The following is a 12,523-nucleotide window of genomic DNA, read 5'->3' on the forward strand; positions in this document are numbered from 1 at the left end:
CGCTGCTCGTTTCGGCGCGGATGCCGCATCCTTGAGGTGTGGAGTCTCTCGGGGACGAGTCGTTCGAGCGGAAGGGGAGGGCGCAGGAGATGAGTTCCGGCGCACCTGCTCATAACGCTTCGGTGCACAACGACGGACGCGGTGCCACCCAGCCGGAGGCAGCAGGGCACCATGGTCCGATGCGCGAGGACGAGGCAGCCACTGCCATGGGGCCGATCGGTGCTCTCGTCCACCGCGCCGTAGACGGGGACGAGCAGGCCACGCACGACCTGCTCGCCCATGTCCACCCCCTCGCACTGCGCTACTGCCGCACCCGCCTGTCCCGCCTGCCCGGCGACGCCCGGCACTTCGTCGAGGATCTCGCGCAGGAAGTGTGCGTGGCGGTCCTCCTGGCCCTGCCCCGCTACCGCGACACCGGCCGTCCCTTCGAGGCCTTCGTCTTCGCCATCGCCTCCCACAAGGTCGCCGACCTCCAGCGGGCCGCGATGCGCCACCCGGGCTCCACCGCCGTCCCCTCCGACGAGATGCCCGAGCGCCCCGACGACTCCCTCGGCCCCGAGGAGCGCGCGCTGCTCAGCAGCGACGCCGAATGGGCCAAGAAACTGCTGGCCAACCTCCCCGAGAACCAGCGCGAACTGTTGCTGCTGCGCATCGCCGTCGGCCTGACCGCGGAGGAGACGGGGCAGATGTTGGGAATGTCACCGGGCGCCGTCCGGGTCGCCCAGCACCGCGCGCTCAGCCGGCTGCGGGCACTGGCGGAGCAGTAGCCGAACGGGTGCAACCACCCCCGATGAACAGGCGCACGCCCGTTTCCGTACGAACATACGAAGCCCCGGGCTGAGTCGTACCGTGGAATTCGGGGCCCCCGCTTCCCGTTAGCATGGGCATCCGCACCGTTCAAGGCCATTTGGGGAAGGTGTCATGACTGCAAACGTCGACGGAGTGCCCGGAAAATTCGCGACACTCGGGCTGACCTACGACGACGTGCTGCTGCTGCCGGGCGCATCAGAGGTGCTCCCCAACGCGGTCGACACCTCGTCCCGCATCTCACGCAACGTCCGGGTCAACATCCCGCTGCTGTCGGCGGCCATGGACAAGGTGACCGAGTCCCGCATGGCGATCGCCATGGCCCGGCTCGGCGGCGTGGGCGTGCTGCACCGCAACCTCTCCGTCGAGGACCAGGTGAACCAGGTCGACCTGGTCAAGCGGTCCGAGTCCGGGATGGTCACCGACCCCATCACGGTGCGTCCGGAGGCGACCCTCGCCGAGGCCGACGCGCTGTGCGCCAAGTTCCGCATCAGCGGTGTGCCGGTCACCGACCCGGCAGGCAAGCTGCTCGGCATCGTCACCAACCGCGACATGGCCTTCGAGTCCGACCGCAGCCGTCAGGTGCACGAGGTCATGACCCCGATGCCGCTGGTCACCGGCAAGGTCGGCATCTCCGGCACCGAGGCCATGCAGCTGCTGCGCAAGCACAAGATCGAGAAGCTGCCGCTGGTCGACGACTCCGGTGTCCTCAAGGGCCTGATCACGGTCAAGGACTTCGTCAAGGCCGAGAAGTACCCGAACGCCGCCAAGGACGCCGAGGGCCGCCTCCTCGTCGGCGCCGCCGTCGGCGCCAGCCCCGAGGCCCTGGAGCGGGCCCAGGCGCTCGCCGAGGCCGGCGTGGACTTCCTGGTCGTCGACACCTCGCACGGCCACAACAGCAACGCCCTCAGCTGGATGGCGAAGATCAAGTCGAGCGTGGGCGTCGACGTGATCGGCGGCAACGTCGCCACCCGCGACGGCGCGCAGGCACTGATCGACGCCGGTGTCGACGGCATCAAGGTCGGCGTGGGCCCGGGCTCGATCTGCACCACCCGCGTGGTCGCCGGCATCGGCGTCCCGCAGGTCACCGCCATCTACGAGGCCTCGCTCGCCGCCCGCCCGGCCGGCATCCCGCTCATCGGAGACGGCGGCCTGCAGTACTCAGGCGACATCGGCAAGGCCCTCGCGGCCGGCGCCGACACCGTGATGCTCGGCAGCCTGCTCGCCGGCTGCGAGGAGTCGCCCGGCGAGCTGCTCTTCATCAACGGCAAGCAGTTCAAGTCGTACCGCGGCATGGGCTCGCTGGGCGCCATGCAGTCGCGCGGCCAGGGCCGGTCGTACTCGAAGGACCGCTACTTCCAGGCCGAGGTCTCCTCCGACGACAAGCTCGTCCCCGAGGGCGTCGAGGGCCAGGTGCCCTACCGCGGCCCGCTGGCCAACGTGCTGCACCAGCTCGTCGGCGGTCTGCGCCAGACCATGGGCTACGTGGGCGCGGCCACCGTCGACGAGATGGAGTCCAAGGGCCGCTTCGTCCGCATCACCTCCGCGGGCCTCAAGGAGAGCCACCCGCACGACATCCAGATGACGGTCGAGGCGCCGAACTACAGCAGCAAGTAGACGTCAGGCGTACCAGGGGCGGTCCCGGAGCATCCGGGGCCGCCCTCGCCGTGCCCGTCGGCGATACTGGAAGACGCTGAAACGCAGAGGGAAAGGCCACAGACGTGACTGAGATCGAGATCGGGCGCGGCAAGCGCGGCCGCCGGGCGTACGCCTTCGACGACATCGCCGTCGTCCCCAGCCGCCGTACGCGGGACCCGAAGGAGGTCTCGATCGCCTGGCAGATCGACGCCTACCGCTTCGAGCTGCCGTTCCTGGCCGCCCCCATGGACTCGGTCGTCTCCCCGGCCACCGCGATCCGCATCGGCGAGCTCGGCGGCCTCGGCGTGCTCAACCTCGAAGGTCTGTGGACCCGGCACGAGGACCCGCAGCCGCTGCTCGACGAGATCATCGGGCTGGACGCCGACACCGCCACCCGCCGTCTCCAGGAGATCTACTCCGCCCCCATCAAGGAGGAGCTGATCGGCGCGCGCATCAAGGAGGTGCGCGACTCCGGTGTGGTCACAGCGGCCGCGCTCTCCCCGCAGCGCACCGCGCAGTTCTCCAAGGCGGTCGTGGACGCGGGCGTGGACATCTTCGTCATCCGCGGTACGACGGTCTCCGCGGAGCACGTCTCGTCCTCGCACGAGCCGCTGAACCTGAAGCAGTTCATCTACGAGCTCGACGTCCCGGTGATCGTCGGCGGCTGCGCCACCTACACGGCGGCCCTGCACCTGATGCGCACGGGCGCGGCCGGTGTCCTGGTCGGCTTCGGCGGCGGCGCCGCCCACACCACCCGCAACGTGCTCGGCATCCAGGTCCCCATGGCCACCGCGGTCGCCGACGTGGCCGCGGCCCGCCGCGACTACATGGACGAGTCCGGCGGCCGCTACGTCCACGTCATCGCCGACGGCGGTGTCGGCTGGTCCGGCGACCTCCCCAAGGCGATCGCCTGCGGCGCCGACTCGGTCATGATGGGCTCCCCGCTGGCCCGCGCGACCGACGGGCCCGGCAAGGGGCACCACTGGGGCATGGAGGCCGTGAACGAGGAGCTGCCGCGCGGCAAGAAGGTCGACCTCGGCACGGTCGGCACCCTCGAGGAGATCCTCACCGGTCCGTCCCACACCCCCGACGGCTCGATGAACCTCTTCGGCGCCCTGCGCCGTGCGATGGCCACCACCGGCTACAGCGAGCTGAAGGAGTTCCAGCGCGTCGAGGTGACGGTCGCGGACTCCCAGCACAAGCGGTAGCCCCCCCCGACAAGCAAAGGCCGGTCCCCCCGAGCGGGCGCCCGGCCTTTCGCATGCCGTCCAGACGGACCGGCCGCCCGACGTCGGCCATCCGTGCGCCCCCCTTCGTGCCCGTGCGCCGGTCAGAGGCGGTGGGCTGCGCCTGTCGGGGTGGCGCCTCGGGTGTCCAGGAGCAGCTGGGCCTTCACCGACAGGCCCTGCAGGTCGTACGTGCGGTGCTGCTGCACGAGGATGGTCAGGTCTGCGTCGGCGGCGGCCTCGTAGAGGGAGTCCGCGCGGGGGACCGGGCGGTTCAGGACGTTCCAGGACGCGATGTGCGGGTCGTGGTAGCTGACGGACGCGCCGAGTTCCATGAGGCGGATCGCGATCTCCTGGGCGGGGGTGTCCTGCTGGTCGGCGAGGTCCGCCTTGTAGGTGACGCCGAGCAGCAGCACGCGCGCGCCGCGGGCCGACTTGCCGTGCTCGTTGAGGAGGGCGGCGGCCCGCTGGACGACGTAACCGGGCATCCGGTTGTTGACCTGCTGGGCCAGCTCCACCATGCGCAGGCCGCGGCTCGCGAGGCCGGACATGTCCAGCGCGACGCCGTGGCCGCCGACGCCGGGGCCGGGGCGGAAGGCCTGGAAGCCGAAGGGCTTGGTCTCCGCGCAGCGGATGACGTCCCACAGGTCGACGCCCAGGTCGTGGCAGAGGACCGCCATCTCGTTGACGAGGGCGATGTTGACGTGCCGGAAGTTGGTCTCCAGGAGGTGCACGGTCTCGGCCTCGCGCGGGCCGCGCGCGCGTACCACCTTGTCGGTGAGCCGCCCGTAGAACGTGGCCGCCGACTCCATGCACGCGGGCGTGAGACCGCCGATGACCTTCGGGGTGTTGGCCGGGGTGAACTCGCGGTTGCCGGGGTCCACCCGGCTGGGGGAGTAGGCGAGGTGGAAGTCGCGCCCCGCGCGCAGACCCGAGCCCTTCTCCAGCAGGGGCCGCAGGAAGTCCTCCGTCGTCCCCGGGTGGACCGGCGACTCCAGGATCACCGTCGTGTGCGGGCGCAGCCGGGCGGCCAGGGTGCGGGCGGCGGTCTCCACCTGGCCCAGGTCGAGCCCGCCGTCGGCGCCGCGCGGCGTCGGCGCGCAGATGACGGCCGTGCGCACCCGCCCCAGCTCGGCCGGGTCCTCGGCTGTCCGGAAGCCCCCCGAGAGCATCCGGCGCAGCTCGGCCGGGCTGAGCGAGCCGGCCTCGGGGCCGGTGGCGTAGCCGATCGTGGAGACGCCGGCGGCCACGGCGGCCTGGGCGAGGGGCAGGCCGTAGGGACCGAGTCCGATGACGGCGAGGTCTGCGGGCATGGCGTGTGGGCCGTCCTTCCCAGTAACCGAAGCGGGACAGGTGCGCAAGCCCTGTGGACAGGATGAGCGGAGCGCAATGTCAGACTAGGAGTAAATATGACCGTTATGTGGGATTGTGTTCATGTGTCTTCCGTGGGTTCGGTGACGGTTGTCCACAGGCTGGGGGTGAGTGGTGGCCGAAGTCGGGCAACCCGGTCAGAATCTGGGCATGGGCGCGATGACCGACGGCGGCGGAGCGGGAGGCAGCGGTGAGGACAGCGACACTGGGGCCCGAGCAGCGTGCGGAGTCCTTGGCGGCCATGGCCGAACGCGGGCTGGACCTGCTGGTGGTGGGCGGCGGAGTGGTCGGCGCGGGCACCGCGCTGGACGCGGTGACACGGGGCCTGAACACCGGCATCGTCGAGGCCCGTGACTGGGCCTCCGGCACCTCCAGCAGGTCGAGCAAGCTGGTCCACGGCGGCCTGCGCTATCTGGAGATGCTCGACTTCGCCCTGGTCCGCGAGGCCCTCAAGGAACGCGGCCTGCTGCTGGAGCGCCTCGCCCCGCACCTGGTCAAACCGGTGCCGTTCCTCTACCCGCTCCAGCACAAGGGCTGGGAGCGCCTGTACGCGGGGTCGGGTGTCGCGCTCTACGACGCGATGTCCATGGCCCGCGGGCACGGCCGGGGCCTGCCCGCGCACCGCCACCTGACCCGCGGTCAGGCCCTGCGCGTCGCCCCCGCGCTGCGCAAGGACGCCCTGGTCGGCGCGATCCAGTACTACGACGCGCAGATGGACGACGCCCGCTACGTGGCGACCCTGGTGCGCACCGCGGTGTCCTACGGCGCGAAGGCCGCCAACCGGGCCCGCGTGACCGGGTTCCTGCGCGAGGGCGAGCGCGTCGTCGGGGCGCGCGTGCAGGACGTGGAGGGCGGCGGGGAGTACGAGATCCGCGCCCAGCAGGTCGTCAACGCGACCGGGGTGTGGACCGACGACACGCAGGGACTGATCGGCGAGCGCGGCCAGTTCCACGTCCGCGCCTCCAAGGGCATCCACCTGGTCGTCCCGCGCGACCGCATCCACTCCACGACCGGCCTGATCCTGCGCACCGAGAAGTCGGTGCTGTTCGTCATCCCCTGGGGCCGGCACTGGATCGTCGGCACCACCGACACCGACTGGAACCTCGACAAGGCCCACCCGGCCGCCTCCAGCGCCGACATCGACTACCTGCTCGACCACGTCAACTCGGTCCTGGCGGTGCCGCTGACCCGCGACGACGTCCAGGGTGTCTACGCGGGTCTGCGCCCGCTGCTGGCCGGCGAGTCCGACGCCACCAGCAAGCTGTCGCGCGAGCACACGGTCGCGCACCCGGTGCCCGGCCTCGTGGTCGTGGCCGGCGGCAAGTACACGACGTACCGCGTGATGGCCAAGGACGCCGTCGACGAGGCCGTGCACGGGCTCGACATGCGGGTCGCCCCGTGCGTCACCGAGGACGTCCCGCTGATCGGCGCCGAGGGGTACCTGGCGATGTGGAACGCGCGGGCGCGGACGGCCGCCCGCACCGGCCTGCACGTGGTGCGCGTCGAGCACCTGCTCAACCGGTACGGCTCGTACGCGGAGGAGATCCTCGACCTCGTCGCCGCGGACCCGCGCCTCGGAGAGCCGATGCCGGCCGCCGACGACTACCTGCGCGCCGAGATCGTCTACGCCGCCTCCCACGAGGGCGCCCGCCACCTCGACGACGTCCTGACCCGCCGCACCCGCATCTCCATCGAGACCTTCGACCGCGGCACCCGCAGTGCCCGCGAGGCGGCCGAGCTGATGGCACCGGTCCTCGGCTGGGACAGGGGCCAGATGGAGCGGGAGGTCGAGCACTACGAGAAGCGGGTGGAGGCGGAGCGCGAGTCCCAGCTCCAGCCCGACGACCAGACGGCGGACGCGGCACGGCTGGGAGCGCCGGACATCGTGCCGTTGTAGGGCAGGGGCGGTTTGGGCGGCGGTGTCCCCGGCGGCGGCCCCCGGTCCCGCCCGATGCACGGTCAGGGGCCCCCTGGGCGTTGGGCACTTGTCGGGTGAGGGACAATGGAGGCTCTGTCAGGGCGGGTTGCATGAGGGGACGCATGTCGGAGGCGGAGCGGGCGGGTACTCCTCGTCAGGGGACTCGTCAGGACAACAGTGAGCGTCTTCTCGCCGGGCGGTACCGGTTGGGGGGAGTGCTCGGCCGCGGCGGCATGGGCACGGTGTGGCGCGCCGAGGACGAGACCCTCGGCCGGACGGTGGCCGTCAAGGAGCTGCGGTTCCCGTCGAACATCGACGAGGACGAGAAACGACGTCTGATCACGCGCACCCTGCGCGAGGCCAAGGCGATCGCCCGGATCCGCAACAACAGCGCGGTGACGGTCTTCGACGTGGTCGAGGAGGACGACCGGCCCTGGATCGTGATGGAGCTGGTCGAGGGCAAGTCGCTGGCCGAGGTCATCCGTGAGGACGGCCTCCTGGACCCGAAGCGCGCGGCCGAGGTCGGTCTCGCGATCCTCGACGTGCTGCGGTCCGCGCACCGCGAGGGCATCCTGCACCGGGACGTGAAGCCGTCCAACGTGCTGATCTCCGAGCACGACGGCCGGGTGGTGCTCACCGACTTCGGCATCGCCCAGGTCGAGGGCGACCCGTCCATCACCTCCACCGGCATGCTCGTCGGCGCCCCCTCCTACATCTCCCCGGAGCGGGCCCGAGGTCACAAGCCCGGCCCGGCGGCCGACCTGTGGTCGCTCGGCGGTCTGCTGTACGCGGCGGTCGAGGGCACGCCGCCCTACGACAAGGGGTCGGCGATCGCCACGCTGACCGCGGTGATGACCGAACCGCTGGAGGAGCCCAAGAACGCGGGGCCGCTCAAGGACGTCATCTACGGGCTGCTCACCAAGGATCCGGCCCAGCGGCTGGACGACGCGGGTGCGCGGGCGATGCTCAACGCGGTCGTCAACATGCCGGCGGAGGCACCGGCGGACGCCACTCGGGTGGTGCCGTTGCCGCCGCAGCCCGACGCGCCGGAGGTGGAGAGGAGCGGCGCGGCCAAACGCGGTGAGGAGGCCGGGGAGAAGCTGCGCGGGGCGCTGCGTTCCGTGCGCAAGGTCGCGGGGGCGGCGAGTGCCTCGGCCGCGACCAAGGTGAAGAGCGGTGGCACGGGCGGGGCGGGGGGCGGCTCGGGCGGCGCGGGCAGCGGGATCGCCGCCGGCACCGGTTCCAGTTCCGGTTCCGGTGCGGGAGCCGGCACCCGGCCCGGTTCGGGGTCCGTTCCGGCACCGGGCGGGAGCAAGCGTTCGGACTCCGTCGGTTCGGCCTCCGTGGGCTCGGCCTCGGTGGGTGTCGGTGGCGGACCCGGTTCCACCGGCGGCCCGGCGCGGACCAAGCCGGCCACCGGCAAGGTGAGTTCGGGGTGGCCCGTGGTGCCGCCGCCGGACCTGGACCTGCCGCCGCGGCCGGTGCCCCGGGCGCCGCTCACCGACGTGGTGCCCAAGCGCACCTTGGTGATCATCGCCCTGGTGGTGGTGCTCGCGGTGCTCGGTACCGTGCTCGCCCTCACGCTGGGCGGCGGCGACGGGGACGCCCGGGGGAGCGGCAGGAGCGGCGGTGCCAAGGCGGTGGCGAGTTCGGGGGCGAGCGCGCGCAGCGGCTCCGGTGCGAAGTCCGGCAGCGGGCCCTCCACCAAGGAGGACACCAGCGGCGGCACCCGGACGGACGGTGACACGTCGGCGTCCGCGAGCACCGGGAGCACCTCGGGCGCGGGCGCGCCGGGCGACGACAGTTCCGCCACGTCGAACTCCAGTGGCAGCGGCGACGACGGCGTGCCGGTGGTGAAGAAGTACACCGGCGGCCAGGGGTACTCGATCGGCTTGCCCAAGGGCTGGAAGTTCCAGACCAGCAGCTCCGCCGGGGACCGGTTCACCGGTCCCGACGGGCAGAAGCTGCTGATCGCCTGGACGAGCACCCCCAAGGACGACCCGGTGGCGGACTGGAGGAGCCAGGAGCGTTACATGGTGCGCTCCGAATACCAGAAGATCCGCATAGCGGCGGTGGGCTACCGGGGCTGGAACGCCGCCGACTGGGAGTTCACCTACGTCGAGGACGGGACCAAGTACCACACGATCGACCGGGGGTTCGTCGTCAACTCCCATCAGGGGTACGCGCTGATGTACACCGCGAAGGACGACGACTGGAGCAGCGAGCTGCGCCGGGACACCTGGAAGACGCTCGCCGCGTCCTTCGAGCCGAAGTGACAAATTCGCATCCCCACAATGCGAATTGCCTCCGGCACGTATCGTGAGTGGTTGCGGACCGTACGCATGCCGGTATGCACGCGGAACGGGCCGCCCAACGAACGGATTTGACCGACCGGGCGGCCGGGGGAGGCAACGTGGACGACTATGCGGGTCGGGTGCTCGCCGACCGCTACCGCCTGCCCCTGCCCCCCTCCGACGAGTACGAACTCACCGAGAGCCGCGCCTTCGACACCTACAGCGGGCAGGAAGTCCTCGTCCGCCAGGTGCCGTTGCCGGAGGTGGTCGAGGCCGAGGTGCTCGACGCCGAGGGACTGCCCGACGGGTTCACAGCCCGTGACCGTGGCGGGCGCCGGCCGCCGTCGGCCAGGACCGCGACACGCCGGCCCAGCGATCCGGCGGTGCGGCGCGCCGTGGAGGCCGCGCAGGCCGCCGCCCGGATCCCCGACCACCCCCGCCTCGACCAGGTCTTCGACGTGTTCGCCGAGGGCGGTTCGCTCTGGATCGTCAGCGAGTTCGTCGCCGCGCGGCCGCTGGCGGCGCTGCTGGCCGAGCAGCCGCTGACGCCGTACCGGGCGGCCGAGGTCGCCTCCGACCTGCTGATGGCGCTGCGGGTCCTGCACGCACACGGCTGGGTGCACCGCAACATCACCGCCCGCACGGTCCTCGTCTGCGACGACGGCCGCGTGCTGCTGACCGGCCTCGCGGTCGGGGCCGCGGAGGAGGCGCTGAGCGGGTACGACCCGGTGCCGCTGCCCGAGGAGGAGGGCGGCGAGGGGGCGGGGGGTCCGCGGGGTCTCGGGCAGGCGGAAGGTTCCGGCGCGCCGGGCACGCCCGGCGGCTCGCCCCTGTCTGTCGTGCCGCCCGGTCTGCCCGGTTCGGGTGGTTCCGGCGGTTCGGGAGCCGTTGCCGTCGGAGGCACGGGAAGCAGTGGTGGTGCGTTCGGTGGTACAGGCGGCGCACAGGCGGCGCCCGGCGCGTCGCAGACGGATCCCGAGGCCGCGCGGCGCGCCGCGATACAGGCGCGGGCGGCCAACGGGTTGCCGGGGGCCGGACCGGACGAGGGGCCGGGCGGCACCGGTACGGGCGCGGTGGAGCGGCGTGCCGTGGAGACCGGCGCGGACATCCGGGCCGCCCGGGCCGGGGCGATCGCCGCGTACCAGGCGGGGGCCAGGGCCGCCGCCCGGGTCCAGGAGGCCCAGCAGAGCGGCCGGGCCGCCCTGCCCGGCGCCCGGCCACCCACCGAGGGCGGCACCAGGCCCCCCGCACCCCACATCCCGGGTCAGTCCGGTGCCGCCACACTCCCGCCGCACAGCCGGGAACACGCCAACGGCGCGGCACAGCCGGTGTACGGCCCCGGGCACGCCGACGAGGCGCTCCAACCGCCGTACGGCCAGGGCCAGGCCGACGGCGCGTCCCAGCCGCCGTATGGCCCCGGGCAGGCCAATGGGGCGGCTCAGCCGGGGTACGGGCCCGGGTCGGCCGACGGGGCGTCCCAGTCGCCGTACGGGCAAGGGCACGCCAACGGGGCGGTTCAGTCGGAGTACGGCTCTGGGGCCGTGGGTGGTTCGCCGTACCTCCCGGGGCAGGCCGGCGGTGAGGCGCAGTCGCCGTACGGCAACGGGTGGGCGCAGGGGCCGGATGCGGGGGCCGGAGAGCGGGGTGCCGGCGGGGTGGCCCGGGGCCGGATCGCCGATCCCTACGGGGTGCGCGGCGCGCCCGCGCCCTGGCACGGGGCCGCGCCGCGCCCGCAACCCGGAGCGGCCCCGGCGGCCGCCGGGCGGGAACGGTCCGCGCTACCGCCCGCCGCTCCCGGCGCCGGCGGCCCCGGAACCGAACTCCCCGGCGCTCAGGGCGGCCCGCCCGCCGTCGTACCCGCGCGGGGGACCGGTCCCGCCCCCCGCTGGGACGAGGCCGGTGCCGCCGTCCCCGGCCGGCGGGGGCCCGCGACCGCGCTGGCCGCCGAACGGGCCCGTCAGGTGCGGATGACCGTGGTGGGGCCGGTGACCGAGCGCTGGGCGCCGGAGCAGGCCGTTCCCGTGCACGAGAACTGGCAGCTGGCGGCGCCCATCGGACCGGCCACCGACCTGTGGGCGCTGGGCGCGCTGCTGTTCCGGGCGGTGCAGGGACACGCACCGTACCCGGAGGAGTCGACCGCCGAACTGGTGCAGCTGGTGTGCTCGGAGCCGCCCGCCTTCGCGGAGGAGTGCGGTTCGCTCAGGCCGGTCGTGGAGTCGCTGCTGCGTCAGGACCCCACCGAGCGCCCGGACTTCGAGGAGCTGCGCGGCTGGCTGCGCTCGCTGGTGCGCTCCGCGCCCGAGCCGGACGCCGGTACCCATGTCGTCGCCGCCCCGCCCGACCCCAGGCGGCTGCCGATCGTCCGGCGCCGCGGTGAGCTGGTGCGCAGGCGCAGGGCCGGGCTCCCGGCGACCCACGGCCGGCACAAGCGGGCCCGGGAGGAGGCCAGGTCCCCGCGGAGACTGGGCCGTACGCTGCTGTTGCTGGTCCTGCTCCTGCTGGCCGCGGCGGTCGCGTACGCCATGCTGTTCCTGCCGAAGAAGGGCGCCACGGACGACAACGGCGGCGAACGGACGGGATCGGCGGGGACGGTCAGCACCGCGCCCGGCTCCAGCGCGACCCCCACCCCCAGCCCGACGGCGACTCCGTCCACGGAGACCCAGACCACCGCCGGCTCGACGGACGGCGCTTCCGTGGGCGACGGCTTCACCCTGCGCAACGACCCGAACGGCTTCCGGATCGCCGTCGCCAAGGGCTGGACCCGCACCCCGAAGAACAGCGCCGGCCAGGTGATCTACTCACAGGGCAGGTTCGAGCTGATCGTGGTGGCGGGCCGGGACAGCGCGGCGACCTACGGCAGCGACCCGATGGCGTACCAGCGGGACAAGGAGCCGGAGCTGCAGCCGTACCGGGACTCCAGCTGGGCCACGGCCGGCGGTCTGCGCACCATCACGGTCGGTCAGCAGGTGTCCGCCGAAGGCCAGTTCACCTGGACGGACAGCGGGCAGGGCGACCTGTTCGTACGCAACATGGTCTTTTTGATCGGCGGGCGCTACCACATCGTGCAGGTGCGCGGCCCGGAGTCCGACCGGGACGAGGTCACCAAGCTGTACGAGCAGGCCTCGTCGTCGTACACGTACACGCGCTGAGCCGCGTCAACGCCGTCCCGGGCCGATCGGTTCCCGCCACGGTGAGGGGATTTCGTTCACATCCCGTAAGGAAGGCGAAAACCGTCACAGTGCTGTCTCCGTGGGACCCCACTGGTTCCA

General features: G+C 72.7%; 7 protein-coding genes. 6 read left to right on the forward strand and 1 reads right to left on the reverse strand.

Annotation, left to right across the window (positions count from 1 at the left end):
- Positions 1 to 206 precede the first annotated feature (206 nt).
- From AB0G52_RS30460 to AB0G52_RS30470, 3 genes are all read left to right on the forward strand, one after another.
- Positions 207 to 767, forward strand: coding sequence for a sigma-70 family RNA polymerase sigma factor (locus tag AB0G52_RS30460; RefSeq protein ID WP_358981769.1), 561 nt, complete (start codon positions 207 to 209; stop codon positions 765 to 767).
- Between the two features lie 154 nt (positions 768 to 921).
- Positions 922 to 2,424, forward strand: coding sequence for an IMP dehydrogenase (gene guaB / locus AB0G52_RS30465; protein WP_132893017.1), 1,503 nt, complete (start codon positions 922 to 924; stop codon positions 2,422 to 2,424).
- 104 nt (positions 2,425 to 2,528) lie between these two features.
- Positions 2,529 to 3,653, forward strand: coding sequence for a GuaB3 family IMP dehydrogenase-related protein (locus tag AB0G52_RS30470; protein ID WP_132893015.1), 1,125 nt, complete (start codon positions 2,529 to 2,531; stop codon positions 3,651 to 3,653).
- A gap of 122 nt (positions 3,654 to 3,775) precedes the next feature.
- Here AB0G52_RS30470 and AB0G52_RS30475 read toward each other — a convergent pair whose 3' ends face one another.
- On the reverse strand, positions 3,776 to 4,984 hold the full coding sequence (locus AB0G52_RS30475) for a nucleotide sugar dehydrogenase (RefSeq protein ID WP_132893013.1): 1,209 nt from the start codon (positions 4,982 to 4,984) through the stop codon (positions 3,776 to 3,778).
- A gap of 248 nt (positions 4,985 to 5,232) precedes the next feature.
- On the opposite strand from AB0G52_RS30475, the gene AB0G52_RS30480 reads away from it, so the two are divergent.
- From AB0G52_RS30480 to AB0G52_RS30490, 3 genes are all read left to right on the forward strand, one after another.
- Positions 5,233 to 6,939 carry a glycerol-3-phosphate dehydrogenase/oxidase gene (locus tag AB0G52_RS30480; RefSeq protein ID WP_132893011.1) on the forward strand — a complete coding sequence of 569 codons (1,707 nt, stop codon included), beginning with the start codon at positions 5,233 to 5,235 and terminating at the stop codon, positions 6,937 to 6,939.
- A 143-nt stretch (positions 6,940 to 7,082) separates the two neighbouring features.
- The gene (locus AB0G52_RS30485; RefSeq protein WP_361340737.1) at positions 7,083 to 9,236 is read left to right on the forward strand and encodes a serine/threonine-protein kinase; all 2,154 of its coding nucleotides are present in this window, start codon (positions 7,083 to 7,085) and stop codon (positions 9,234 to 9,236) included.
- A gap of 137 nt (positions 9,237 to 9,373) precedes the next feature.
- Complete coding sequence (locus AB0G52_RS30490) at positions 9,374 to 12,403, forward strand: protein kinase (protein ID WP_361340587.1); 3,030 nt, start codon at positions 9,374 to 9,376, stop codon at positions 12,401 to 12,403.
- Positions 12,404 to 12,523: the final 120 nt, after the last annotated feature.

It is taken from the genome of Streptomyces sp. NPDC021562 (assembly GCF_040640875.1).
In the GTDB taxonomy this organism is placed as follows: Bacteria; Actinomycetota; Actinomycetes; order Streptomycetales; family Streptomycetaceae; genus Streptomyces.